At 60.7% G+C, this 25,580-nt stretch carries 26 protein-coding genes; 6 read left to right on the top strand and 20 right to left on the bottom strand.

Translation table 11 applies throughout. The features are described from left to right. On the top strand, window positions 1-616 hold a 616-nt coding region (locus NH195_RS01850), incomplete at its 5' end, for a transposase (protein ID WP_155846031.1). A gap of 229 nt (window positions 617-845) precedes the next feature. On the opposite strand, the gene NH195_RS01855 is transcribed toward NH195_RS01850, so the two are convergent. Genes NH195_RS01855 through NH195_RS01865 form a run of 3 tightly spaced genes read right to left on the bottom strand, consistent with a single transcriptional unit; the run spans window position 846 to window position 4,737 of the window. Next, a complete protein-coding gene (locus tag NH195_RS01855) occupies window positions 846-1,967 on the bottom strand; it encodes a polysaccharide pyruvyl transferase family protein (RefSeq protein WP_066702230.1) in 1,122 nt (373 codons plus the stop codon). Next, on the bottom strand, window positions 1,967-3,433 hold the full coding sequence (locus tag NH195_RS01860) for a lipopolysaccharide biosynthesis protein (RefSeq protein WP_066702243.1): 1,467 nt from the start codon (window positions 3,431-3,433) through the stop codon (window positions 1,967-1,969). The genes NH195_RS01855 and NH195_RS01860 overlap by 1 nt, the downstream gene beginning before the upstream one ends. Further along, on the bottom strand, window positions 3,430-4,737 hold the full coding sequence (locus NH195_RS01865; RefSeq protein WP_155846054.1) for a Coenzyme F420 hydrogenase/dehydrogenase, beta subunit C-terminal domain: 1,308 nt from the start codon (window positions 4,735-4,737) through the stop codon (window positions 3,430-3,432). Before NH195_RS01865 ends, NH195_RS01860 begins: the two co-directional genes overlap by 4 nt. Window positions 4,738-4,964: 227 nt before the next feature. Here NH195_RS01865 and NH195_RS01870 point away from each other — a divergent pair, with 227 nt between their 5' ends. Further along, window positions 4,965-5,852 carry a glycosyltransferase family 2 protein gene (locus NH195_RS01870; protein WP_066702248.1) on the top strand — a complete coding sequence of 296 codons (888 nt, stop codon included), beginning with the start codon at window positions 4,965-4,967 and terminating at the stop codon, window positions 5,850-5,852. 17 nt (window positions 5,853-5,869) lie between these two features. On the opposite strand, the gene NH195_RS01875 is transcribed toward NH195_RS01870, so the two are convergent. The 4 genes from NH195_RS01875 to NH195_RS01890 all read right to left on the bottom strand — a co-directional run bounded on the left by NH195_RS01875 (window position 5,870) and on the right by NH195_RS01890 (window position 8,547). Further along, window positions 5,870-6,115 carry a hypothetical protein gene (locus NH195_RS01875; RefSeq protein ID WP_066702258.1) on the bottom strand — a complete coding sequence of 82 codons (246 nt, stop codon included), beginning with the start codon at window positions 6,113-6,115 and terminating at the stop codon, window positions 5,870-5,872. 12 nt (window positions 6,116-6,127) lie between these two features. Beyond that, on the bottom strand, window positions 6,128-6,871 hold the full coding sequence (locus NH195_RS01880; protein ID WP_066702260.1) for a hypothetical protein: 744 nt from the start codon (window positions 6,869-6,871) through the stop codon (window positions 6,128-6,130). Next, the gene (locus tag NH195_RS01885; RefSeq protein ID WP_066702262.1) at window positions 6,868-7,143 is read right to left on the bottom strand and encodes a spike base protein, RCAP_Rcc01079 family; all 276 of its coding nucleotides are present in this window, start codon (window positions 7,141-7,143) and stop codon (window positions 6,868-6,870) included. The genes NH195_RS01880 and NH195_RS01885 overlap by 4 nt, the downstream gene beginning before the upstream one ends. A 135-nt stretch (window positions 7,144-7,278) precedes the next feature. Continuing rightward, window positions 7,279-8,547, bottom strand: coding sequence for a hypothetical protein (locus NH195_RS01890; protein WP_162265844.1), 1,269 nt, complete (start codon window positions 8,545-8,547; stop codon window positions 7,279-7,281). A gap of 155 nt (window positions 8,548-8,702) precedes the next feature. Between NH195_RS01890 and NH195_RS01895 the strand changes: the two genes are divergently transcribed. Both NH195_RS01895 and NH195_RS01900 read left to right on the top strand, forming a co-directional pair. Next, entirely contained in the window at window positions 8,703-9,302 is a 600-nt protein-coding gene (locus tag NH195_RS01895; RefSeq protein ID WP_066702267.1) for a WcaF family extracellular polysaccharide biosynthesis acetyltransferase, read from the top strand. Next, window positions 9,289-10,386: a glycosyltransferase family 4 protein gene (locus NH195_RS01900; protein WP_162265845.1), complete on the top strand. Its 1,098-nt coding sequence runs from the start codon at window positions 9,289-9,291 to the stop codon at window positions 10,384-10,386. Before NH195_RS01895 ends, NH195_RS01900 begins: the two co-directional genes overlap by 14 nt. A gap of 102 nt (window positions 10,387-10,488) precedes the next feature. Here the strand turns inward: NH195_RS01900 and gmd are convergent, their stop codons facing one another. Beyond that, window positions 10,489-11,607 (bottom strand): GDP-mannose 4,6-dehydratase, encoded by a 1,119-nt coding sequence (gene gmd, locus NH195_RS01905; RefSeq protein ID WP_066702947.1) that lies wholly within the window; start codon window positions 11,605-11,607, stop codon window positions 10,489-10,491. 55 nt (window positions 11,608-11,662) lie between these two features. Beyond that, a complete protein-coding gene (locus NH195_RS01910; RefSeq protein ID WP_066702272.1) occupies window positions 11,663-12,916 on the bottom strand; it encodes a WcaI family glycosyltransferase in 1,254 nt (417 codons plus the stop codon). A 269-nt stretch (window positions 12,917-13,185) separates the two neighbouring features. On the opposite strand from NH195_RS01910, the gene fcl reads away from it, so the two are divergent. Beyond that, on the top strand, window positions 13,186-14,166 hold the full coding sequence (gene fcl, locus NH195_RS01915; RefSeq protein ID WP_066702278.1) for a GDP-L-fucose synthase: 981 nt from the start codon (window positions 13,186-13,188) through the stop codon (window positions 14,164-14,166). A gap of 19 nt (window positions 14,167-14,185) precedes the next feature. On the opposite strand, the gene NH195_RS01920 is transcribed toward fcl, so the two are convergent. The 6 genes from NH195_RS01920 to NH195_RS01945 all read right to left on the bottom strand — a co-directional run bounded on the left by NH195_RS01920 (window position 14,186) and on the right by NH195_RS01945 (window position 21,127). Then, window positions 14,186-15,568 (bottom strand): phosphomannomutase, encoded by a 1,383-nt coding sequence (locus NH195_RS01920; RefSeq protein WP_066702280.1) that lies wholly within the window; start codon window positions 15,566-15,568, stop codon window positions 14,186-14,188. A gap of 6 nt (window positions 15,569-15,574) precedes the next feature. Next, complete coding sequence (locus tag NH195_RS01925) at window positions 15,575-17,026, bottom strand: mannose-1-phosphate guanylyltransferase/mannose-6-phosphate isomerase (RefSeq protein ID WP_066702282.1); 1,452 nt, start codon at window positions 17,024-17,026, stop codon at window positions 15,575-15,577. Between the two features lie 403 nt (window positions 17,027-17,429). Then, window positions 17,430-18,263, bottom strand: a complete 834-nt coding sequence (locus NH195_RS01930) for an alpha/beta fold hydrolase (protein WP_066702285.1) — start codon at window positions 18,261-18,263, stop codon at window positions 17,430-17,432. A gap of 6 nt (window positions 18,264-18,269) precedes the next feature. Continuing rightward, window positions 18,270-19,568 (bottom strand): TRAP transporter large permease, encoded by a 1,299-nt coding sequence (locus NH195_RS01935; protein ID WP_066702288.1) that lies wholly within the window; start codon window positions 19,566-19,568, stop codon window positions 18,270-18,272. A 16-nt stretch (window positions 19,569-19,584) separates the two neighbouring features. Beyond that, window positions 19,585-20,127: a TRAP transporter small permease gene (locus tag NH195_RS01940; protein ID WP_066702290.1), complete on the bottom strand. Its 543-nt coding sequence runs from the start codon at window positions 20,125-20,127 to the stop codon at window positions 19,585-19,587. Next, window positions 20,111-21,127 carry a TRAP transporter substrate-binding protein gene (locus NH195_RS01945; RefSeq protein ID WP_066702292.1) on the bottom strand — a complete coding sequence of 339 codons (1,017 nt, stop codon included), beginning with the start codon at window positions 21,125-21,127 and terminating at the stop codon, window positions 20,111-20,113. The genes NH195_RS01940 and NH195_RS01945 overlap by 17 nt, the downstream gene beginning before the upstream one ends. Window positions 21,128-21,332: 205 nt before the next feature. Between NH195_RS01945 and NH195_RS01950 the strand changes: the two genes are divergently transcribed. Next, window positions 21,333-22,043, top strand: a complete 711-nt coding sequence (locus NH195_RS01950; protein ID WP_066702295.1) for a GntR family transcriptional regulator — start codon at window positions 21,333-21,335, stop codon at window positions 22,041-22,043. A gap of 33 nt (window positions 22,044-22,076) precedes the next feature. On the opposite strand, the gene NH195_RS01955 is transcribed toward NH195_RS01950, so the two are convergent. Genes NH195_RS01955 through NH195_RS01975 form a run of 5 tightly spaced genes read right to left on the bottom strand, consistent with a single transcriptional unit; the run spans window position 22,077 to window position 25,578 of the window. Further along, on the bottom strand, window positions 22,077-22,643 hold the full coding sequence (locus NH195_RS01955; protein ID WP_066702297.1) for an antibiotic biosynthesis monooxygenase: 567 nt from the start codon (window positions 22,641-22,643) through the stop codon (window positions 22,077-22,079). 10 nt (window positions 22,644-22,653) lie between these two features. Continuing rightward, window positions 22,654-22,845 carry a 2-hydroxymuconate tautomerase gene (locus tag NH195_RS01960; protein WP_066702299.1) on the bottom strand — a complete coding sequence of 64 codons (192 nt, stop codon included), beginning with the start codon at window positions 22,843-22,845 and terminating at the stop codon, window positions 22,654-22,656. A 3-nt stretch (window positions 22,846-22,848) separates the two neighbouring features. Continuing rightward, window positions 22,849-23,616 (bottom strand): 2-keto-4-pentenoate hydratase, encoded by a 768-nt coding sequence (locus tag NH195_RS01965; RefSeq protein WP_066702302.1) that lies wholly within the window; start codon window positions 23,614-23,616, stop codon window positions 22,849-22,851. Then, a complete protein-coding gene (dmpG, locus tag NH195_RS01970) occupies window positions 23,613-24,632 on the bottom strand; it encodes a 4-hydroxy-2-oxovalerate aldolase (RefSeq protein WP_066702305.1) in 1,020 nt (339 codons plus the stop codon). Before dmpG ends, NH195_RS01965 begins: the two co-directional genes overlap by 4 nt. A 1-nt stretch (window position 24,633) precedes the next feature. Beyond that, window positions 24,634-25,578 carry an acetaldehyde dehydrogenase (acetylating) gene (locus NH195_RS01975; RefSeq protein ID WP_066702308.1) on the bottom strand — a complete coding sequence of 315 codons (945 nt, stop codon included), beginning with the start codon at window positions 25,576-25,578 and terminating at the stop codon, window positions 24,634-24,636. Window positions 25,579-25,580: the final 2 nt, after the last annotated feature.

The following is a 25,580-nucleotide window of genomic DNA, read 5'->3' on the forward strand; positions in this document are numbered from 1 at the left end:
TACCCGTGTCAAAGACCGGTTCGATCTGCACCCCGAGCGTTTGATCGCAGACACAGCTTATGGATCAGGCCCAATGCTGGGTTGGCTGGTTGAGCGTGAGATTGCGCCGCATATTCCCGTCATCGACAAGGCGGGGCGCAGCGACGGCACTTGGTCACGCGCGGAGTTCGAATGGGACGCGGAGAATGATCAGTATATCTGCCCCGAAGGTCACGAACTGAAGCAGTTCCGGCGAAACTACTCCGACCCGAACCGAGGTCCGACCGGCAAAGGCACAGCCCGCTATCGAGCTTTGAAGGAGGTTTGCCAAACCTGTCCATCGAAACCAACTTGCTGCCCGAATGCAGAAGCCCGCAAAATCACCCGCGAAGAACACGAAGACGCCCGCCAAGTTGCCCGTGATATCGCCAAAACCCACCAATACGATATCTCGATGAAGCTCCGAAAGAAGGTCGAGATGCTCTTCGCGCATCTCAAACGAATTCTTGGCCTGAACCGGCTCAGGTTACGTGGACCCTGCGGCGCAAATGACGAATTCCTCCTCGCCGCAACCGCCCAAAACCTCCGTAAACTGGCCAAGATCTTTCCTGCGCCGCAGCAACCGCGAAAAGCCTGAAAAGAAAGGCGCTCACGCCCATTCGGGAACCGCAAATTCTGCGCTCGCAAACATCAGTTTTTCAACAGAATCGGCGGACTGCGGACATTCGCTGCATCTGACGCGAAAGTCTGCGTCGCTACGCGCCAATATAGGGGGTAATGATTATCTGAGATAGATGTCACAGCCGGGGTCAGATGCAACGCTTACGTTGGAAGCAACGTGCAGGAAGTCGAAAAGTATTGCCCCCTCAGTGTGGCGAGCTGTGTGCAAGCCCCTGTCGCAGAAGCGCCATGGAGGCTGCGCGGCGCGTGTCGAGACGTGTGTTGACACTGCCATAGTCGATTGGTTCCTTCGGCAGATGCGCTGGTCCCTGGCTCGGGATCAGACGGTCTTCCAGCCCCAATTGGGATGCAAGTGAATGGAAGCGATCCGCGCCTCTCCCGTTGTTGATCAGGACAGCGAATTGTTTCTGGAAGAGGATCGAGAAGGCCATGCCGTGAAAGGAATCCGTTATGATGAAGTCGGCATCGTGAAAAGCGCGCAGCCATTCGCCGACGGTTACGCGATGCCCCGCCTTTCCCAGAAGAATTTCCCGTGTGACGGCCTGTGGCCCCAATCGAGCCAGTGCCTGCGTCTCAAGATCTTCAAGGACGGGGGTCGTGTCGAGCACGTATTTGGTCACGCGCGGCGCGACCTCGCTCGGGGCCGCGGGCATCATGCCTTGGTAAAACTCCGCTGGCATCAACAAGGTCGGGTCCAGGACAAGCTGGGCATCCTCGCGGCCGAAGGTTTCATCGCAAATGCGTTTGCCCGTCTCCTCACGAACCGTAACCTGCTCGAACCGGGCGAGCAGATCCGACACCTGGTCCGTCAATTCGTGATCCCGCCACTGCGACCGACCGAACGAGGCGGCATAGGAAATCTTGGCAACTTCGTCCCCAACGAAATCGAGGAAATAGGTCAGCGGGTTCCCGCCATACCGCGCGTAATCCGGGCGCCAGACCTGGTCGCTGCCGACGACGAACGCAGCCAGGCGCCGCCGCTCGACTTCCTGCGACAGGCGCGCGCTTGAGCGCAACAAGGCGGTGGTTTCCGGAAGGTATCGTTTGAGAAACGGGGCGTGAGTGCGCCGGTTCATCTCTCGTTCGCGAAGGCCGCGCACATTCTGTGCCGGAATGCTGCGCAGAAGCGCGGCAAGCGCGCGCTGCAAGAGGCTGCGTCGGGGAGCCGAGCGGAACAACACCGGCTCCCAGCCCTCACGCTGGAGAACATTGTAGAGCGCCACGATCTGCAACATGCCACCGTAATTGTCATTCAGTGGCAGGGTCAAAAGGCCAACCCGTTGCTCTGGTTTCAGAGGTTTTTGCATTACGCTCTCAGCCTTCTTACGAGTTTCCCGACGATCCAGCTTTCGGCGCCTTCGGGGCGCCCTGTCAGGTGCCAGCCACCGAACAGGACGACGAGATAGGTGAAAAGCCCCGTCGCCACGCAGGCGGAGAGCCAGAGGAGTTGCATGCCGACGTTGCTTCCCGTGGGCAAGGCGAGATCTGCGGCAAGGCTGGCCCCCACGAGCGCGGCCAGCGCCACGAATGAGCGCGCACAGCCCCTGAGCTGAACCCAGACCGAGGTTGCGAGCAGATTGGATGCAAGCCCCATGAGCCACAGGATCATCACGGTGGACGCGATGGCACGCGCGGCGGCGGCGGCCACAAGTCCGAAAAACCACGCGGCGGCCAGTGTGGCAGGCAAACGTAACAACAGTTGCAGCGTCTCGCGCACGAGAAGCAGGCGTGGACGCCCCATGGCCATGACCAGGGATTGTGTCGGAATCGTCAGCATCTGCAACGAGATAACCGGCGCCAGCCACCAGATCAGGGGCACCATGGGACGCCAGGCTTCGCCCAGGGCGAGGGGGATGAAACGCGAGGACAGGACCGCGAACAGGAAGCCGATGGGGGCAATCACGGTGAACAGGATTTGTTGCCCGCGCAGATAGGCCTGACGCAGGTGATCCCGGTCGTCGTGCATGGTGGAGAAACCCGCAAAGAGCGGCTGCATGATCGGCTGTGCCAGCGTGTAGGTCACCATCGAGGACAAGTCCCCGGCCATGGAATACTGTCCCAGCTTCGCCTTGCCGAGGATCGCCCCGACGAAAAAGCGGTCCATCTGCATGTTCAGGGTGAAAACCATGCGCGACAGGGTGATCCAGCCGGAAAACGCAAAGATCACCCCGATGCGGTTCAGGCGGAGGCGTGGGCGCCAGGGGGCCAATACATGGGTCGACAGCCCAGCCACGACAGGGTTGACGACGAGCCCGGCGACCAGCGCCCAATAGGATTGCAAAACGATTGCACCGATCACGATGGCCGCGAATGCCGCGACCTTGCCGGCCAGTTGCGACAGGGCCAGCAAGCGGAAATTCACGGATTTCAGTGAGTGCGCGATCCCCGGGCTGGCGAGCCCTTGGATCAGCGGCCCGATGGCCAGCACCCGGATCACCTCGGCCAGCCGCGGATCGTCCAGCCAATATGCGATCGGCTCTGCCACCAGCCACAGGATCGCGGCAATGCCGATGCCGCGCAGCAAGGTGAGGGTGAAGGCAGAGCCGAGGTCATCCTCGGAAATCGTTTCGCCACGGATCAGGGCTTCTGCCACGGGCACTTCGGTCAGAGAATTGGCGATCAGCATCACGCTGCTGGCCAGAGCGACGAGTCCGAAATCCTCTGGCGTGAGAAAACGCGCCACGATCAGGACCGCGATAAAATCGAGACCTTTCGCCAGCCCCTGGGCCGCCACCATGAACAGGGCACTGCGAGAAACCTTGTTGCCGATCATTGTGCCCGCATGCGCCTGCTCAATTCCCGCTTCAGTCGACGCAGGAGGCGTGTCGGGAGACTGCCATAGGTCGCGCGCTTCAGTTGCCGCAAGAGCGGCGCCATTTTGCGGTCGAACTGGGCCAGCGCGCCCTGTTGTTTCGCCACAAGAAACGCGTCGTTGGAGGTTTCCGCCACTTTCAAACGCAGATCGTAGATCTTCCGGCGTTCCGCTGACTGCGCCAACTGGGGCGCAACACGTTTGCGTGGGACGGAGCGACCGGCGTCGATCCTGCGTGCCAGGCGATGTGCCAGACCTTCCCGACGATGCCGCAGGCCGCTGGACTGGCTTCGGGCAACCTCCTGCGGGGTCACGTCTGACAGCACAAGCTCGCCGCTTGCACCGGCCTGCGCAATCCGTTCGGCCAGACGGGCATCGCGGACCACGACGACATTCTCGCCACGCGGATCGTCGACAAAGCCGGGCAACCATGCATCTCCGATGGCGATATCCGCACATTCTGCAAGAACGTCGTCGCAGAATTCGCAGGCCGTGAGACGGAACAGCCCCTCTCCCCAATCCTTGCCTTTCAGATCGGCCATCGGCACGATCTTGGCGGGCTGATCGGGCGTGCTGCCCTTGGCGCGCATGGCGAAACCGTAATCCGAGGCCGGACGATCCAGCAGCTTCTCGCGGAAATCGCACCACGCCAGATTGCCGGGGGCGATGCCACCTTGCCAGGCGAGATATTCGGCAAAATGTGTGGATTTGAGATGGCCGCACACCAGTCCGATCATATAGGGCACCTGATCGCCTGAAAGGTAACCCGAAGAGATCAGGCCCCGTGCCGCCTTGATGAAACAGGGCACGCCAACCAAGGCGGCACGCCCCTCGCTCGCGGCGAGGTCTTGCAGTATCCGGGACATCTCGACCGGATAATAGCGCGATTTCGCGCCATTGCGTACGTCGTCCGGATTGCGCGAAATCGCGTATTCGAACAACAGTGGGTCGTCTGTTCCGGTTGCGCGGACATGGATGACCCGATCAATCTCGCCGCGCTTCAGCAGATCCTCCGCGAGCCATGTCACCAACCCGCCGGAACCACTTTTCATACGGCGTGCCTCATCGGCGACATGCACGGCCAAGGTCGTTCGGTGACGTCCGATTTGCGGGTCTGCCGGAAGCTCTGGCCAAAGCCGCCCGGCCATCGCTGTTTCGTCTTCACCGGCGCCGGACATCGGGCAGATTTCCAGAGGGGGCAGCCCGGCCTCTTCCGCATTTTCCTTGAGTTCGGGCTGAAAGGTGCCGTCGGGTTGCTGGGCCATCTGCAAGGCCGACGGGTGCGCAAAGGCACATGCGCCACATCCCGAGCAATACCCGTCTCGGGCCACTTTGAGAAAACTATCCACTTGTCCGATCCGCGCTCGAGAAGATACCAAACCAATGCGCCCGCTCTCGCCTGAACGATCGAAGGACACCCCTATTGACAGGGGGATTAAGCCTTGAAAAGGCTGTAATCACAAGTGGAAACACGAAAAAATGAGGATGCAGCATGGTTGCTCCCCCCAAAGTCGCGGTTATCGTCGCCTCGCTCGGCCGCCCGGATGCTGTGGCGCTTTTGCTGGACCGGCTGGCTCGTCAGAGCCTTCCGCCGCACCGCACGATCCTGTCTGTCGAAAAGCCTGCGGACCTTCCTCCGGTCATGCCGGACACCCTCAATGTCGAGGTCATCATCGGGCCGAGAGGATCGAGCGTGCAGCGCAACCGAGGGTTGGACCGGCTGGGTGAGGATGCCGATTTCATCGCGATCTTTGATGACGATTACGTGCCGTCGTTGCGGGCACTGGAAGGTATCCTGCGCGGTTTCGAGGTCTGCCCCGATGCGTCCGGCCTGTGCGGGGAGTTGCTTGCGGACGGGGCGTCCGGTCCCGGGGTCGATCCTGAAAGCGCCATTGCAATGGTGGACGCCGAAGATGCCGTCCGCGATCCGCAGCGCAGGGTGACGCGCCTGCCGGGGGTGGGGGTCTATGGCTGTAACATGGTGTTCCGCAGACCCGACATCGGCGATGTGCGTTTCGACGAATCCCTGCCGCTTTACGGTTGGCTGGAGGACAGCGATTTCGGAGCTCGTCTGCCGGGGCCTGTGATCTATTGCGATGCTTTTTTCGGGGTACATTGTGCCGTGAAATCCGGACGGGAAAAAAGCGGCGTCAGGCAAGGTTATTCGCAGGTGATGAACCCGGTCTACCTGCAAAGGAAAGGAACGCTGTCCGCCGGTCGCGCGCTGAAGCTTGTCCTCCGGCCGTTCGCGGCCAACCTGATGCGAACCCGGCGACCGGAGCCCTGGATCGACAGGGCGGGGCGTCTGCGCGGCAATCTGCTGGCCTTCGGCGATTTGCTGCGGGGCCGGATAACCCCGCAGCGCATTACGTCTCTGTAGCCCGGCAACACTGGGGCTCAGGGGCCTGTCGCCGCGATGACCGCCACGGCTTCGGCGGTCAGCAGCTCTTGCCAGTGTTCGGCGATCACGACGCCTTCGAGCACCATCAGGGTCTCGACGACCTCTGTCGGGCATCCCGTCCAGTTGCAACCGAGGTGGCTCGCCGGTTCCTGTCCGTTGGCAGACAGGCGGACGTTGAATCGCAGCCCGACGGCGGCCTCGGTCTCGCTGAGGGCTGTTTGTGTCACAAGAATTGCCGTCATTGTTCCTCTCCCTCACGCAGCCAGATATTGCACGAGTTGCCCGCGTTCGGTGTCGCTCAGAAGCCGGTCGAACTCGACGACACCCTCGATGCGACCACTGTACGGCGTGCCCAGACCACCTCCGGCGTTGATCCCGCCGACAATGCTGGACAGGGTGCCCGCCGCACTGCCGGACTGGCCCGTGGCGCCGATCTGCACCCCGTTGACGAAGAGCCTGACGGTGCTGCCGTCGTGCGAATAGCCAAGCACACAGCGCGTTCCCATCAGCGCGGCGATGCCGTTGCTGATCTTGAGCTGTGTCGTGCCCGCGCCAGCCCAGAGCTGATGCACCCCGGCGACCTGCGCGACGACCAGATAGGAGAGTTGCGTGAAATCGGCTTTGCGGGCGCCGAACACCCCTTGGTAGGTGTCGCCGACAAACGCGGGCGGGAGCGTCGTCGCGACATGAACCTCCCGAAGGCCGGGATACCCCGCAACGGAGGCCACGAGATAGTCGTCGATGCCATCGAAGGACAGGGCACGCGTGCTTGCGGACAGCGTGGGCTTGGTGGCCGCTGTCGACTGAACGAGGTCGCGCCCGGTGCCGAGTGAACCGACAAGACGCCCCACCGGCCCGTTCGCGACGGCAGGCACCGTGCCCGCACTGTCTTGCCAGATCGCGCCGCCGCCGAACACGGACCAAACATTGAGCGGCCCCAGCGTTTCGGGGCGAAAGACCGCTCCGCCCCGGAACAGCTCTGTCGCGAACCCGATCATGCCACTTTCCCGACGACAAATGCCTGGATGCCGCTGGCGGTCGTTCCGGTGGCAAAGACCCGGTTGACCCCGACCGGCAGGATCGAGAAGGCGGCAACCTTGGTGGTGCGCTGCTCACCGGCGACGCTGGTATAAACAAGGGTCCCGGCCGTTTCGACATAGAGCGCCAGCGCCGTGTCCGGCAGATCTGCGCTGTCGGAGGGCGTGACCGGAACGAGGTCATGAGCCGGGCCGTTGAGGCTGGGCATGCGGTTCTTGAACGGGTTGGTCATGGTGTTCCTTTCCTGATGAGCAGCCTGCCCTGTCCAGCGGCGCAGACCTGCGTGAATGGGCAGAGGCTAGGAGAGGTCGTTCAAGAAAGGATGAAAGGAGAGTGCGGTGGTTTTGCCAGAGATTGTATGCTTGCTTCAAGACGTTGCCAAAGCATGGCCTTGGAGGAGCGGTCTCTTTGAGTTTCGAGCCTCCAAGCGAATGCTGTGGCTGCCAAGAATGACCATGGCACCAACAATGAAATCCGTCACAAAATAGTTGGAAGCTGTCATTGCATAGATAACACTGGCTATCGGATAAATCGCAAAGAAGAGTGTCGAAACAGTGCGAATTTTCAGTCTCCAAATCTCATAAACATTTAGAAACGATTTAACGATGACGAAAATCAACACACCCAGCCCGGCTATGCCGTTTCTGTATGCGAGCGCATGTGGCAGGCTGTGGATGTTGTGCACATCCTGACCGCCAAGAAGTGCCGCCCATGTGGTTGAAGCGTCGGGCGCAGCGGAAAAATCGAGTGTTGCGCCAAAGCCCGCGCCGAACATGCCTCTCAGACCACTCTGCGCAAAATAATCTTCGACCAAATTTATTTCGAAAATGCGCTGTTGGAGAGACACGATTTCCCTGATCTCTACGGCTCCTGAGACGAGATTGTTAATCTCAAGAACTCGTCGGTAGAGTTGTGTCCCTTGCGGAATATAGTTCAGCGCGACCCCGTTCACGATGACAAGATAGACCATGAAGCTCGCACTGATTACGGAGAGGAACAATAATCCCCGTCTGGCGACGATTGCTGCGATCAATAAGGCAACAAAAAAGGCCAAAATCCCTGCACGGTTCATCGCGCTAAGGTTGAGGAGTATCGGCGACAGAAAAAAGAGCGCCATAACACCTTTACGAAAAACCACTGCGTAAATTACCGCCCCGACAATTGAGAGCAGAAACAACTGACTCTTTGCGCTGCTTCCCATCAGGGCGATCAGGAGAAACATGACGATCAGAGGTGGAGCCCATGTGTCGAAATCGGCCTCATGCTTGCGCCAATTTACAGCACAGGCAACCAGAATGAGGCCCGCGAAGTTTAGCGCATAAATGAGGTCGGAAACGATATATGATTTATCATTTTGGCCGACCACTCCCATTACAAGTCCGCTTACGATCACCACTATCGCCGTGAGCAAAAGTGCGGAGCCTTCCTTGTAAACGATAATAGGGTAGCCCTTCAGGACCCAAGAAGCCAGATACAGGGTGCAATAGGAAAAAACCGCGAGTGCAAAAAGCGCGCTCATATATGGTATCAGCGCAAATCCGCTCTTTCCTAGGCCGATCGACATGATGGGGGTCGCGGTCGAGACAAGCCCCGCGATTAGGAAGTACAGAGCTACGGGATTTTTATAGCTTTTCAAATACTTGTTTAGTGTACTTCTTGCTATCATACCAAGCCTGTTTTCGTTACAGAACGATTGCCTCTCGGCGAAAGATAGCTATCCTTGTGGTTGAGTTCAAATGCAGACTTTTTTGAATTCAAACACTTATGTGAACCATCGGATACTGACCGCCAATGTCTCGCCATCAGAACCTTGCCCTCTTCACCCTGCCACCCGGCTTTCGGGGGCGCAGTGCCATTGTCGTTCAGCTTTGGTGGATCGTCCAGTCCGTTTTCTTCCACGCATCTCCTCAGGTTGCCTATGGCTGGCGTCGCATGCTGTTGCGGCTGTTCGGGGCGCAAATCGGCAAGGGGGTGATCCTGCGGCCTTCGGTTCGCATCACCTACCCCTGGAAGGTCAGGATCGGGGATCATAGCCAGATCGGTGACCGGGTCGAACTCTACTCCCTGGGCGAGATCGAGATCGGTTCGCATAGTGTGGTCTCGCAGGATTGCTACATCTGCACGGGTGGGCACGATCCGGCGCGCAGCGACTTTGCGATTTACGAAAGCCCGGTTTCCATCGGGGACGGGGTCTGGCTTGCGGCGGGCTGTTTCGTCATGCCCGGCGTGCATGTGCGCAACGGCACCTTCGCGAAGGTCCGCAGTCTTCTGGTGAAAGACACGGAAGAATCCGGGATCTATGCGGGATCGCCGGCCCGATGGGTCGGCAACCGCGCCGAACTTGCACCGCTTGAGATTTCTCCGGAAGGACGTCGACTTGACCGAGACTGAAGTTCGAAACCGGGTGCTTGTGGTTGCACCTTTCCCGCCGCCCGTGCACGGTTTTGCCGTGATCATGGCCGCGCTTGCCGACGAGATCGAGCACAAGGTTTCCCTTGGCCGGGTCGATCTTTCTGCCGACCGGGGCGGGCGCGTCGCAACCCATCTGGCGCAGGCGGGGCGTTGCCTTGCGGCCTGTCTGAGGATTGCCCGTCCGCGCAACAGGGGGGCGATTGCCGCAATCGGTGTCAATGGCGGCCTCGGGCAACTGTACACCATTGCCCTCGCGGCCACGGCCCGGCTGTTCCGTCGGTCTGTGATCCTGCACCACCATTCCTATTTCTACATCAACAGGCCCTCCCGGCTCATGGCCACACTCGTCCGGGTTGCCGGGCCACAGGCCGTACATGTCTTCCTCTCCGAGGCGATGGCGCGGGCCTTTCGTGCCCGATACGCGGCGCCGATCCGGCAGGATGTTCTCAACAACGCGCTTTTCGTGCCGCCTCGTCCGCAGCGCCCCCGCGAGGACGGGCCGTTGCGCATCGGTCTGCTCAGCAACCTGTCGCGGGAGAAGGGGCTGCATGACTTTCTCGCCCTGGCACGTCGTCTGCACGAGGCGGGCAGCCCCGTCGAATGCCTGTTGGGGGGGCCGGCCCGGCTCGATTCGGACCGCAAGCTGATCGAGGAGGCGCAGCAGCGCGGCGAGCTGCTCTGGCGCGGTCCGCTTTACGGGGCGCAGAAGGACGATTTCTTCGACGAGATCGACCTGTTCGTGTTCCCGACGCGCTACGAATTCGAAGCCCAGCCGACGGTGATTTACGAAGCATTCGCTGCGGGTGTGCCGGTGATCGCCCGGCAACGTGGCACGATTGCCGAACAGGTGCGCGCGTGCCTGTCGAGTATTCCGCCGGATGAGGATTTCACCACCTTGGCTGCGGCGCAGATTTCGGCCTTGGCGACCGGACCCGCCGACGGGGTGCAGGCCCTTAGCGACATGGCCCGCGCGTACCATGCCGCCGATGCGGACGAAGGGCGCGCGACGATTGAGCGCCTGTTCTACACACCGACGGGGCAGCCCCCGGAACCGCATTCGTGAAACCGCCTTCGGGGCGACAAGGGCGGTTGTTTGGGTGACGCACCGGCAAAACCAGATGGGCGTCCCCCCGTATGATTTCATGGTCTAAGGGGCGGCGGCCCGTCAGCCTTCCACGCTCACGGGCAGTTCAAGCCCGTGCTGCTTGAGCAGGGCCACGCGCTTGGCGGCTTTCAGGTCTTCCTCGACCATCTCCGCACACATTTCCTGCGCCGTGATTTCCGGCACCCAGCCCAGCTTTTCCTTCGCTTTCGTCGGGTCGCCCAAAAGCGTCTCGACCTCTGCGGGTCGGAAATAGCGGGGGTCGATACGCATGATGACATCGCCGACCTTCAAGGCCGGGGCCTTGTCGCCGGTGATCGCGGCAACTGTGGCAGTTTCCTCCACCCCCTCGCCTTTGAATTCAAGCTCCATGCCAAGCTCGCGCGCTGTCCAGGTGATGAACTCACGCACCGAATACTGCACACCGGTTGCGATCACGAAATCTTCGGGCTCGTCCTGTTGCAGCATCATCCACTGCATCCGTACATAATCCTTGGCATGGCCCCAGTCTCGCAGCGCGTCGATGTTGCCCATGTAGAGGCAGGGCTCCAGGCCCATGGCGATGTTGGACAGGCCGCGGGTGATCTTGCGGGTCACGAAGGTCTCGCCTCGGCGCGGGCTCTCGTGGTTAAAGAGAATGCCGTTGCAGGCATACATGCCGTAGCTCTCCCGGTAGTTCACGGCGATCCAGTAGGCATACATTTTTGCCACGGCATAGGGTGAACGCGGATAGAACGGTGTCGTTTCCTTCTGCGGGATTTCCTGCACCTTGCCGAACAGCTCTGAGGTCGAGGCCTGATAGAACCGGGTCTTCTTTTCCAGCCCAAGGAAGCGGATCGCTTCCAGCAAACGCAACGTACCGGTGGCATCGACATCGGCCGTGTATTCCGGCGCTTCGAAAGACACGGCAACGTGAGATTGCGCGCCGAGGTTATAGACCTCATCGGGCTGAATATCGGAAAGCAGACGCGTCAGGTTGGACGTGTCGGTCAGATCGCCGTAATGCAGTTTCAGCCGCGCCTTGTCGGTGTGCGGATCTTCATAGATGTGATCCACGCGCTGGGTGTTGAACAAGGAGGCGCGACGCTTGATGCCATGGACTTCGTAGCCCTTTTCGAGCAGGAATTCCGCGAGATAGGACCCATCCTGGCCGGTAATTCCGGTAATCAGCGCTTTTTTCATGAAACTGCGTTCCTTATCGTTTTTGGCGAACCGTGCCATATTTCTTTCTGTGATTTTATGGGTGCTTCTCAACAGAGTTGCGACGCTCTGCAAGCTCACCCATTTCCGTCTCGAGGCGATCCAGGATCGCCGTCATATCCCAGTTTTGCAGCGCGGCCTGACGGGCGTGTCGTCCCAGATCCGCACGCCGATCCGGATCGTCGAGAAGCGTCACGATGGCGGCGGCGAAAGCTTCGGCATTGCCCGGTTCGGTCACCAGCCCGGAGCCCTCGACCTCCTGTGCCAGCGCGGTGCCCGGATAGGCGGTGGCCACCACCGGACGCCCCGAGGCCAGCATGTTCGTCAGTTTCGAAGGCAGCACCAATTCCGCCACCCCCGCGATTTGCGGCAGGAGATGCATATCTGCCATGCCAAGCGCGTCGCTCAGCTTCTCGAACGGTTGCAGCGGATAAAACCGAATGTTGGTCAGGCCCTCGGCCTTGGCCTTGAGCGTGTCGAGATAGGGGCCTTCGCCACAGATCACGAAGGTCAGATCGCTGCGCCCAGCAAGAAGGCGCGCCGCCTCGGGGATGATCTCCAGCCCCTGTTTGGCGGCGACATTGCCGGAGTAATAGGCGACATAAGGCGTGTCGATGCCAAGCTCCGCCCGCATCGGCGAGGGGCCGTCGAGCACCTTGATCCGTTGCAGGTTGGCCCAGTTGCGGAATTCGTAGATGCGGGCGTCCGGGATGCCCTTTTCCCGCAGCTTGTCGAGCATCGGGCTGGAAATCGAGCTGATCCGGTCGAACCGGCGCAGCATCCAGCGCTCGAATGCAAGCGCGGCCTTGCCAAGACGGCTCTCCGGCGCGATCGCCCCGGTTGCGAAAGCGGCTTCGACCTCGAAATCCTGAATATGCAGCCAGAGCTTGGCCCCGGTCAGCCGCGCCACCAGCCAGCCGCTCATCGCGGACACCAGAGAGGGGGCGACGACGAACACGATGTCCGGGCGGTCTTTGACCGCATCTGAAAGCAGACGCGGCAATGCAGTTGCAGCAAAACTGGCGTAATGGAGTAGTCTGGACTTGGCCGAAGGCTTGTGCGGGACATAGAGCGGGCAGTGCACGACCCTGGGAGCGTCTGGGTGCCGTTCAGTCCTGTAGCCCAGTTTCGGCCAGCCGTCCCAAATGCGCCACTGCGGGTAATAGGGATGGGCGCAGACCACGGTCATCTCATGCCCCCGGGCGGTGAATGCCTCGGCTAAACCTGTGGAATAGACCGCGATTCCAATCTCCTCCGGCGCATAATTGAGGCTCAGGATTTGTATTTTCACGCTTCTACCCAAACTCTAACTTTCACCCCGGCGGGCGGGCTCACACGGTGTTCCCTTCCGATGTTTGTCACAAACCCGAAGCTCAGCCTAGTGACCGTCTGTGTGAAAGCGCGGATTTCTGCCGGTTACTGTATGTTTCTTGTGCAGATGCAGAAAAAATGACACATCTGGACCGGAAATTGATGTCCGCGCAGCCGTCATGCCGCGATCCGGTGGCACTGGTACATCTGATGCGCGATGATTTAAACTGTTTGTGGACGGGGTAGGCGATGGCGAAGAAAATTTACGTTGCGGGGCATCGTGGCATGGTCGGCGGTGCGATCCTGCGCAAGCTGGCCGCGCGACAGGCGGCAGGCGAGGATCTGGCTCTGATCACCCGGACTTCTGCCGAACTGGATCTGACCGATCAGGCCGCCGTGCGGGCGTTCATGCAAACCGAGAAACCGGATCAGGTCATTCTGGCTGCGGCGAAAGTCGGCGGGATCATTGCCAACAACAGCTATCCGGCGCAGTTCATCTATGAAAACCTGATGATCGAGTGCAACGTGATCCATGCGGCTTACGAGGCCGGGGTTCAGAAGCTGCTCCAACTCGGTTCCTCCTGCATCTATCCCAAGCTGGCAGAACAACCGATGCGTGAAGATGCGCTGCTGACCGGGACGCTCGAACCCACCAACGAACCCTATGCCATCGCGAAGATCGCGGGCATCAAACTTTGCGAAAGCTACAACCGGCAATACGGTGTCGATTACCGTTCCGTCATGCCGACAAACCTTTACGGGCCGGGAGACAATTTCCACCCGGACAACTCCCATGTTCTGCCGGCTCTGATCCGACGCTTTCACGAAGCCGCTCAGGCCGGTACACCGACCGTGACCGTCTGGGGCTCCGGCAAACCCATGCGTGAGTTCCTCCATGTCGATGACATGGCGGAAGCCTCGCTCTTCGTGCTCGATCTCGACCCGGAGATTTACCAGCGCGAGACCGAGCCCATGCTCAGCCATATCAATGTCGGCTCCGGGACGGATGTCACGATTCGGGAACTGGCCGAAACCGTCGCGCGCGTGACCGGGTTCAAGGGGGAATTGGCGTTCGATGCCAGCAAACCCGATGGCACGCCGCGCAAGCTGATGGACGTCAGCCGACTGGCGCGGCTCGGCTGGACCGCGTCGATCCCGCTCTCCCAGGGGATCGAGGAAACCTACGCATGGTTTTTGCGCCAGACCCCGGATGCGCTCCGTTCCAAGTGAGCGGAATGCGCCCTTGCGGTCAGCTCACGGCGCTTGCGACGCTTTGATATGCATGCCTGACGAGGGCGAGGGCTTTGTCTTCGTTTTGCGCCTGCGCGTAGATGCGGAACTCCGGGGCGTTGCCCGAAGGGCGCAGGTGGAGCACGTCCCCGCTGTCGAAATCGACCCTTAGCCCGTCGGTCAGATCGGTGGTCGCGATATGGCCAAAGGGGGCAAAGAAGGCCGTTCGGGCCGTGTCGTCCCGGATCAGGGCGTCGAGAAAGGCTTTGGCCTTTTCGGTGTCGATGTCCTGCACACGGTCGGCGGCGGTAAAGCAGGGCGGGAGGGCGGCCACCAGTTCGGTGAGGCAGGTTCGGGACCTTTGTGCCGCAGCGAGCGGTGCGAGAATCGGCAACATGCAATCGCGGGTCGGCAGGGGAGAGAGCGGGGCGGCAATCCGGGCCTCGAAGCCGAGAAGGAAGCCGCCGTTCGCTTCGAAGCCCACGATCTCCGGATGAGCCGCCCGGGCCATACCCTCGATGACGAAGGGCGAGCCGATACGGGTCAGGATCACCTCATCGAACTCTGGCAGGCGACGCACCATGTCATTGGAGGACACCGGCGTGACCACGGATTTCGCGCCCAGCAGGCGTGCGCTCAGCACGCCGAGAATATCCCCGGGAATGACCTTGCCCGTCTCATCGCTCAGCATGGGACGGTCGGCATCGCCATCGGTGGAGGCAATGGCATCCAGCCGGTGCTCATGGCACCATGACCGCAGTCTGTCGCGAGTCTCGGGATCGACGGCCTCGGTATCGACGGGGATGAATGTGTCGGACTGTGCGAGGGGGACGATCTCGGCGCCGAGGCCGCGGAAGATCGTTTCCATCGTGTCGCGTGCGACGGAGGAATGACGGTAGACGCCGATCCTCAGCCCCCCGAGCGCGTCCGTGCCGAAGGCGTCGATATAGCGCGCGACATAGCGGGCTTCGGCCTCGGGCGCGTCGCGACAGGCGCCGGTCTCGTGACCTTTGTAACGGGACCTCTCGGCATAGGCCGCGTTGATCGCCGCTTCGTCCTGCTTCGACACCTCCCCCTCGGGGAGATAGAATTTGAGCCCGTTGCGGTCCGCAGGGATGTGGCTTCCGGTGACCATGATCGCCGGTGCTTTGGCACCCATCGACGCCAGTGCGAGGGCGGGGGTGCCAAGCGCGCCGCAATCCGCCACGTCGACCCCCGCCGCCTGTGCCGTGTCACGGATCACCTTGGCGATCCGGGGCGAGGACGGGCGCAGATCGCGTCCGAGATAAAGCGTGCCGGGCCGCACTGTGCTCAGGAACGCATGGACGTAATCCGCGACAAGCTCGTCTGTCAGCTCGGTGACGAGACCACGCAAGCCGCTGGTGCCGAATTTCGGAGCCATCTTGTCTTATCCCTTTGCGCCCTGACCGCGGGCATAAACATCCTCATAGCGGATGATGTCGTCTTCACCGACATAGGAGCCGGTCTGTACCTCGATCAGGACCATCGGGACCTTGCCGGGGTTTTCCATGCGGTGGACCGCTCCCAAGGGAATGTAGACGGATTGGTTTTCGGTGACGAGCCGGACTTCGTCATCGACGGTCACGCGCGCCGTGCCCTCGACCACGATCCAGTGTTCGGAGCGATGGAAATGGCTCTGCAGGCTCAGCGCGGCCCCGGGGTGCACGTGGATTCGCTTGACCTGAAACCGTCCGCCGACCACGAGGCTCTCGAACCAGCCCCAGGGGCGGTGGTCTTTCGGAAAATGCGTGGCCTGCGAAGCGCCCTTCGTCTTGAGCGCTGCCACCGCTTTCTTCACATCCTGGGCGCGCGACATATCCGCAACCAGAACCGCGTCGTTCATGGCGATGGCCATGATGTTTTTCAGACCGATCCCGACCAGTTCGAGATGCGCGCTGTCGGAGCGGATCAGGCTGTTTTCGCATTCGATCGCGGTGGCTTCCCCTGAGGTGACGACGCCGTTTTCATCTGGCCCGGTCTCCCGCCAGACCGCATCCCAGCCGCCCAGATCGGACCAGCCGCCGTCAAAGGGCACCACCGCGAGATTGTCGGCTTTTTCCATGACCGCGTAATCTATGGAAATATCCTCGGCCTGTGACCATGGCGCGGGCGCAAGGCGCAGGAAACCGAGGTCGGCCTGGGCCGTCTCGACGGCATTTGTCACCGGGGCGCTCAGACTCGGTGCATATTGAGCAAAGGCCGCAATGATGTCGCGTGCCTTGAACAGGAAAATCCCGGCATTCCAGAGAAAGGTTCCCGCCGCCAGCATGTCGGCGGCATGGGATGCGTCGGGTTTTTCGACGAACTGCTTGAGATCGACGGCGGCGCCGGAGGCATCGGGCTGAGACGCCAGCTCCAGATAGCCATAGGCGGTTTCGGCATGGGTCGGCTTGATCCCGAAGGTGACGAGTTTGCCATTCTCGACCGCAGCCAGGCCTTTTTCAATCGCGGCATGGAAGGCATCCACATCGGGCACGACGTGATCCGAAGGCGCCACCAGCATGATCGCGTCCGGGTCCCTGTCGAGCAGGTACAGCGCCGCAGCCAGAATGGCGGGCGCGGTGTTGCGCCCTTCGGGTTCGATCAGGATCGCTCCGGGATCAATGCCGATTTCCTGCAATTGTTCGGTGACGATAAAGCGAAAATCCGATCCGGTCAGAATGGTCGGCGCGCCGAATTGCAAATCTCCCCGGCTGCCGCTGAGCCGTTTCGCCGAGGCCTGAAACAAGGTTTCATCGTCAATCAGTGGCACGAACTGCTTGGGATAGCTCTTGCGCGACAAGGGCCAAAGCCGTGTCCCGGAACCGCCGCATAGAATGACCGGAGTTATGAGTGGCATGGCTGCGTTCCTATCAAATGACCCAATTTACTGTTTTATTTATAATAAATGTGAAGCTGGCATGAAGTCTAGCCAAGAGAGCCGGGTGCGGGAGAGCAGGGCGGGCTTTTGCCGGTATTGCACAAGAATTTCCCTTGAGGCGGCCCTCTCTCAAGGCCACAGCGACGGTCCTGAAAAACGCCATCCGGAGGTGGCGCCCTGTGTCTGGTTCACCGGTGCACGTCGGAACGCCAAAGCTGGGCCGTAGGGCCGATGACATATGTCAATTTCAGGAAGCTTCTTTTTGTCTTTCCCTGAAACGTGCGGGCCCATGACGTGTCGCGACGGGCCCCCTCTGAACTCACCTTTGTCGGGGCGGGAGGGGCTTTGGGCGAACGGGGCGCGGATCACGCCGTTCGGTCGATCAAAGCAGAAACCCGGTCAGAAGATCGTTGAACCGGGCAGTTTTCTCGATCTGAGTCCAATGGCCGCAATTGCGAAACAGGTGCAGCTCCGAATTGGGCATGAGTTCGAAGAATCGTTTCGAGTTTTCCACCGGGATGACCTTGTCCTCCCTCCCGTGCACGATGAGCGCAGGCGCCTCGATCCGGGCGATGTCGTCCTCGGCGGAGGCCATCATGCGGACACTCTCTTGTCGTGGAGTCGGAAACATGGCGGAGAATTTCTCCATCACACCTTCGCGCAGGGTCGCCCTGTGGCGCATCTCGGCGAGATCGTCGTTCACGAAACGTGTGTCATGGGCGAAGACACCCAGGAGTTTGCGCATATTCTTGAGGCTCGCCTCATAGCCCCAGACCAGATCGAGCCCCTCGGTGATCGGGAACTCGACGCCGACCGCCCCCATGAGCACGATCTTGTCGATCTGCTCCGGATGGCGGATGGCATAGGCCAGCGCCAGCGCACCGCCAAAGGAGTTGCCGACGATGGAGAATTTCTCCAGCCCGAGGGCCTTGGTGAAGCCTTCGAGATGCGCGATCCAGCCGTCGAGACTGAAGTTCAGCTCCTCTGGCGCGTCCGTATAGCCAAAGCCCATCATGTCCGGCGCGAGACAGCGAAACCCGCGGTCCGCCAGAACCGGTATGTTGAGCCGCCAGTTGGCCCAGGCCGACACCCCCGGCCCGGAGCCATGGATGAAGAGCACCGGCGTGGTGCCCTGCGTCGCTTGGCCCATGTCGTGGTAATTGGTGGCAATGCCATCCACCGTGATCGTCAGGCCGATTTCGGGATTCTCAGTCATGACACCTCACATCATATTCGGAAGGAAAAGCGCGATGGACGGGAACAGAAGCAACAGGCCGATTCGCACGATGTCGATGGCGATGAAGGGCAGGAGGCCCTTGTAGATCGTCGTCAGGCCGATGTTGCGTTCCACCGAATTGATGACGAAGACGTTCATCCCGATCGGTGGCGTGATCAGGCCCAACTCAATTGCCATAACCACCATGACGCCAAACCAGATCGGATCGAAGCCGAGGCTGGTCACGACCGGAAACAGGATCGGCACGGTCAGAACCACCATCGCCATCGAGTCGAGCACACAGCCGAGCGCGAGATACAGGATCAGGATCAGAACCATGATGCCCATCGGGTTCAGCGGCAGGGAGGTGAGATATTCGGCCACCTGCTGCGGCGCACGGGTGATGGCGAGGAAGTAGGAGAACAGCAGCGCACCGATGAAGACGAAGAAAATCGAGATCGAAATGCGCAGACTGTCGACGAGACAATATTTGATGTCCGCCCAGCTCAGGCGACGGCGCAGAAGCCCGATGGCCAGCGCACCGACGGCGCCGAGCGATGCCGCCTCCGTGGGCGTCACCACACCGGCGTAGATGCCACCCACGACCAAAAGGAACAGAAGCGCAATGGCCCAGACGTCGCGCAGGGATCTGAAGCGCTCGCCCCAGCCATGCCGCTCGCCCACCGGCATGTCTTGGGGCCGGATGTAGGAGATGAAGGTCACGGTCAGCATGTAGAGTGCGACGGCCAGGATCCCCGGCACGAGACCGGCGATGAACAGCTTGCCGATGTCCTGTTCGGTGATGATGCCGTAGACCGCGAGCACGATGGAGGGCGGGATGAGAATCCCGACCGTGCCACCTGCAGCGATCACGCCGGAGGAGACGGAGTCGGAATAACCCGCCCGGCGCATCTCCGGCAAAGCCACCTTGGTCAGCGTTGCTGCCGTGGCGATGGAGGAGCCGGAGATGGCGGCAAAGCCCGCACAGGACGCGATGGTCGCAAGCGCCAGCCCGCCGCGCCGATGCCCCAGCCAGGCACCGGCCGCGCGGAACAGTTCATGGCTCATCCCGGACCGGGTCGCAAAAGACCCCATCAGGATGAACATGGGGATCATCCCCAGATGATAGGTGGTCGCCGTCGACAGCGGTGAGAGCGAGACGAGGCGCAGCGCCTGCGTCGGGCCGACGACGGCGGCAAATCCGCCGATGCCGACAAGGCTCATGGCGATCGCAATCGGCACGCGGATGGCCATCATCAGAAACAGGACGATGAAGCCCACGATCATAACCGTTTCCCGGTCCATTTTATCCTCTTAATTCTTAGTCTTCGGTCACGAGGACCGACTGGTCCTCATGCGCGTGCGGGGTCTCGTCCCTGAGGATGAGCCAGAGCCGCAAAGCCGTGGTCAGCGTCGCCAGACCCGCTCCGATCACCATCAGCCAATAGGCTGGCCAGATCTGGAACCGCAGGTCATAGGAATGCTCTCCGGTCGCGAACACGTCCTGGGCGTTCTTCGACATCATCACGGTCAGCACGGCAAAGGAGACGAGCACCAGCGAGGTGGAAAAGAAATCCATCACCCTGCGCACGCCTTTTCCGAGCATCTCGTAGAGCAGGTCCACGGAAATATGGGTGCCGGTGTAATTCACCGTCGCCACGCCCCAGAAAATCGCCACACCAAGGGCGAGACGCCCGATGTCGTGGCTGTCGGGGATCGGCGCGGAAAACGCATAGCGCATCACGGCGGAGACAAAGGCCAGAAGCGTCACCAGCCCCATCAGGAAGGCGGCGGCGGTTTCGACCCAGGTGGCGAAACGGCGGAGCCCGAAGGCCCCGCCAGAGGTGTCAGAATTTTGCGTCATGAGCTTCGAGCCGTTCCACGAATGCGTTGTAGATGGCATCGGCATCGAGACCTTTCGCGGTCACATTCGCCTTCCAATCCTCCAAGAGGAAGCTCGAAGCGTCCTTCCACTGGGTCAATTCTTCGTCCGTCAGTTCGAGCACATGGTGCTCCGGGCTTTCCTGGAACAGGCGTTTGCCTTCGTTGTCGAATTCGACCCAGCCCGCGGCGATTTTCGCGCCCCATTCCGGGGAGCAGTGATCGTCGATCACCTGTTGCTGGCTTTCGGACAGGGACTCGTAGCGGTCCTTGTTCATCGCGATGATGAAATTCGTGACATAGAGCGGCATGTCGAGGTGGTAATGAACCACGTCATCCATGCCGAAGATCGAGATCGAGCGCCACGGGAAGGTGATGCCGTCGGCTGCGCCACGTTCAAGCACTTCGCGCGCCTCCGAAGGGCCGACCTGCACCGAGGAGCCACCCATGCTCTGCACGAGCCGCCCGATGGTGCCGTTGGCCGGGCGGATGGTCTTGCCTTTCATGTCGGCGGGGGTCCGGATTTCCGAGGTGGAATGCAGTGTGCCCGGATCGTGCAGATGCACGACACAGAATTTCACGTCGCCCATCTCCTGGTCCTTGTACTCGGCATACCATTCGTTCATTGCCTGCGTGCCGCCGAGACCGGAGCTGATGAAGAAGGGCAGCTCGCCCAGTGCCATGATCGGGAAGCGGCCCGGCGTGTGGCCCGGATTGGCCCAGACGAAATCCGCGATGCCGTATTTGGCGATGTCATATTCGTCTTCGGCCTTGCCGAGCTGACCGGCCGGGAAGAAACTGATGTCGAGCGTGCCGTGCGAGGCCTCGCGAATGCTGTCGGCCCAGACCTGAAACCCTTGGGAATGGAGCGGGTGTTGCGTCGGCAGGTCATGCGAAAAGCTCATTTCGATAACCTTGTCTTCGGCATAGGCCGCGCCGATCATCAGCGCAGCACTCATCGCGCCCGCAAGCAGGTATTTCATGGTGTTATTCCTCCACTGTTTGGGTCGCTGACAGGGCCTCCCAGCCCAAGCGACTCCTCCTCGTGACAGGGAGCTTACGCACATAAATCGTTTAGTCAAAATAAAAACGATAATTTTTTTTGATGGAAGAAAATAAAGCTGATCCTCGACATTTCAGAATAGCGGTGACATTGCTAAAGGCAGCCGCAAGAAACGCTAAACCAAGATGAATCAGCCGCAAAAACGCCCAAAAGACGACAAAACCGACGCGCCGAGCAAAAAGACCGCCATCGAGACGGTGCACGAATTGATCCGTGAACGGGTCATATCGGGCGAGCTTGCCCCCGGTGCCCGTCTGCATGTCGACAGGCTGCGTCAGGAATTCGGGGTGTCCACCTCGACCATGCGGGAGGCAATCTCACGCCTGTTGATCGACAATCTGGTGACCTCGGAACAGCAGCGCGGTTTTCGCGTCGCGCCTTTGTCGCTCAAGGATTTTCGTGACATCACCGATGCGCGCAAGATGATCGAGGCGCAGGCCCTGCGGATTTCTCTCGCCAATCGCACCGAGGAATGGGAGGCCGATCTGGTCGCCGCCTATCACCGCCTGTCGCGGATCGAGGCGCGTCTCATCGGCGAGGGCAAAAACGAATATGCCCATGACTGGGACGAGTGGAATTCCAATTTCCACGACTGCCTCGTGCAGAATTGCGACAATGCCTGGCTGAAACGGTTTCGCAGCACGCTGCACCAGCATTCCTACCGCTATCACCGCCGGCTGATCGGTGATCGCACGCTGCGGCGCGATGTGCGCACGGAGCACAAGGCGATTTTCGATGCGGCCATCTCGGGCGAGGTCGAGACCTGCGTCGCCGCAGTCGAGGCACATATCGAAAAATCCTACACGGATCTCATCCGGCAACACGATCTGACCTGAAAGGGGCGTCTTTCACGGTCTGTTTTCCGGACCTCAGGCGAAGAGCCAGCCTTTCAGCGCCTTGGTCACCCGCGGCATGAAGATATAGGTCATCAGCAGCACCTGGATCACCGCGATGGTCAGCGTCCTGAGCCAATGCGGCCAGCCGGGAACCAGCGGTAACACGATGAGTTGCAGCGGGTAGACCAGCGCAAAGACCACGACGATCAACACGAGGGACATTTTCCAGCGCGGCGCATGTTTCGCCGCCGGAACCTCGGGCAGTTCGAACCAGGCCTCAAGCCCGGTGACGCGTTTGCGTTCGCCTTCGCCCTCGACAATGTCGCCAAGCTTGCCGACCCAATCGGCGCGGGTCTGGCTGTCTTCCCAGGCCTGGCACTGCGCCCATGTGGCGAACCTGTAGATCAACACATAGCGCCCGTCGGTCGCGCCCGAGGGTTTGAGGATGTTGACCCCCATATGACCGGGGAAATCAGAGGCGGCAGCGACAATCCCGTGCAGCCAGTCTTCATAATGCGCCTCGAACCCGGGTTTTACACGGCGCGAGATCGAGACGGTGACCGGGCCTTCCTGGCCCGGTTCCACGAGTGTTTCGGTCATGGCGACCTCTCTAGTCTCTGGTGACGAATTTCTGTTTCCCCGCGACACCCCAGTTTTCCTTGGGAACCTCGCGGATACAGACGCGAATGGCCTCTATCGGGGCACCAATGGCCTCGACCGTCGCCTCCGTCACTTTCTCGATCAGTTTGGCTTTCATCTCCGGCGTGCGGCCTTCGACCAGTGTCACTTCGATGAACGGCATGGTCTAATCTCCGATGTTGAACCCGATCTGGCCGAGGTTTTCGACTTCGAGCAGCACGGATTGTCCCGCTTCCATCGGGATCGCCGCCGTCGCGCCGCCCGCCAGAACGATGTCGCCGGGTTTGAGTTCCTCCCCCGCCGAGGCCACCATGCGCGCCGCCGAGACGAGCGAGCGCACCGGATTGCCGAGGATCGCGGCCGACGAGCCGATTTCCTGCGGACGTCCATTGATCGACAGCACCATGCCAAGGTTTGAAATGTCGATCTCCGGGCTGTGCCATGTGCCGACCACGAAACCGGACGAGGACGAATTGTCCGCGATCACGTCGCCCACATCGAATTTGAACGCCTTGTAGCGGCTGTCGATGATCTCGAGCGCGGGGGCCACGGCCTCCACCGCCGACATGGCCTCAAGGGCAGAAACCTTGCCCGAGAGCGGTTTCTTCATGAGGAATGCGATCTCCGGCTCGACGCGCGGGTGGACGAAGCGCGACATGGAGACCACGCCGCCCTCCTCTTCGCGCATCGCATCGGTCAGACGGCCCCAGGTGACGTCGGAGACGCCCACCTGGATCATCTTGGCCCGCGAGGTCAGGCCCATTTTAATGCCGATCCGCTTTTCGCCCCGCGCGTAGCGGCGCTGCATCGAGAGCGCCTGCACGGCGTAGGCGTCCTCGACGCTCAGCGGATGCGTGTCGGAAATTTGCGGAATTTCCGTGGCCGTGCGGGCTGCCTCGTCCACGTATTCCGCCAGTTCTGCAAGAGTCTTCATGCTGCGGCCTCTTTCGCTTTGACCATATCGAGGGCGACATCGACGATCATGTCTTCCTGCCCGCCGACCATATGGCGTTTGCCCAGTTCCACCAAAATGTCCCGCGTGTCGAGCCCGTACATATCCGCAGCGCGTTCGGCGTGACGCAGGAAGGACGAATAGACCCCGGCATAACCCAGCGTCATGGTTTCGCGGTCCACGCGCACCGGACGGTCCTGCAACGGACGGACGAGATCTTCGGCGGCGTCCTGCAATTTGAACACATCGCATCCATGCTCCCAGCCGTAAAGATCGGCGACGGCGGCGAAAGCTTCGATCGGCGTGTTGCCCGCGCCCGCCCCCATGCCGGCAAGTGAGGCATCGACACGATACGCGCCATGCTCGACGGCGGTGACGGAGTTTGCCACGGACAGCGACAGGTTCTCGTGCATATGCGCGCCGATCTGGGTTTCCGGTTTGAGCGCGGCCTTATAGGCCTCCATCCGGGCGGAGACGTCTTTCATCGTCAGGCGACCACCGGAGTCGGTGCAATAGACGCAATCCGCGCCATAGCTTTCCATCAGCTTGGCCTGTTCGGCGAGCTTTTCCGGCGGGTTCATATGCGCCATCATCAGGAAGCCGGAGACATCCATACCCATCTCTTTCGCAGCGCGAATATGCTGGGCGGCGACATCGGCCTCGGTGCAATGGGTCGCCACGCGGACAGAGGTCACACCGGCGTCAAACGCCTTTTTCAGATCCTCAAGCGTGCCGATGCCTGGCACCAGAAGGCAGGTGAGCTTGGCGTTCTTCACCACTTTCGCGGCCTCAGAAATCCATTCCACATCGGTATGGCGGCCAAAGCCGTAGTTAAAGGTCGAGCCTGCAACCCCGTCGCCATGGGTCACTTCAATCGCATCCACACCGGCCTCGTCGAGAGCCTGCGCAATCGCGCGCACATGGCCCAGATCGTATTGGTGGCGCATCGCATGCATGCCGTCGCGGAGCGTCACGTCCTGAATGTAAACCTTGGTCATCTTATGCGGCCTCCTTGACCCAATTGCGTTTGTGAACGAGGGCTTCGGCGGTCTTCATCGCCGCAGAGGTCATGATGTCGAGGTTGCCCGCATAAGCCGGCAGGTAGTGGGCTGCGCCTTCGACTTCGAGGAAAATCGAGACCTTCAGACCGGTGAATTTGCCGCCGCTTTCCGGGATGGTCAGCGGGTTGTTGTCACCGAAGTGCTCAAACTGAATCTCCTGTTTGAGACGGTAGCCCGGCACATAGGTTTTCACCTCTTCGACCATGTCGAGGATGGATTTGCGGATCGCCTCCTGATCGGCTTCCTCACAGAGGCAATAGACGGTGTCACGCATGATCACCGGCGGCTCGGCCGGGTTCAGAATGATGATCGCCTTGCCGCGCTTCGCGCCGCCGACGGCCTCAATCGCATGCGCGGTCGTTTCGGTGAACTCGTCGATATTGGCGCGTGTGCCGGGGCCTGCGGATTTCGAGGACACAGAGGCGACGATTTCGCCGTAGATCACCGGAGAGACGCGGTTCACAGCGGCCACCATCGGGATCGTCGCTTGGCCACCGCAGGTAACCATGTTGACGTTCATCTGGTCGAGGTTGGCGTCGAGGTTCACCGGGGGAATGGTGAACGGGCCGATGGCGGCAGGCGTCAGGTCGATCACCTGTTTGCCGTCTTTTTGCAGCACTTCGTTGTGATGCTTATGCGCCCCCGCCGAGGTGGCGTCGAACACGATGCGGATGTCCTTGTAGCAGGGCAGTTTCACCAAGCCGTCGATGCCTTCATGGGTGGTCGCCACTTTCAGACGCGCGGCACGGGCCAGACCGTCAGAATTCGGGTCGATCCCGACCATCGCGGCCATTTCCAGCACTTTGGAGTTGCGCATGATCTTGATCATGAGATCGGTGCCGATATTGCCCGACCCGATGATGGCACATTTGATCTTTTCCATTG

It is taken from the genome of Celeribacter ethanolicus, assembly GCF_001550095.1.
In the GTDB taxonomy this organism is placed as follows: Bacteria; Pseudomonadota; Alphaproteobacteria; order Rhodobacterales; family Rhodobacteraceae; genus Celeribacter; species Celeribacter ethanolicus.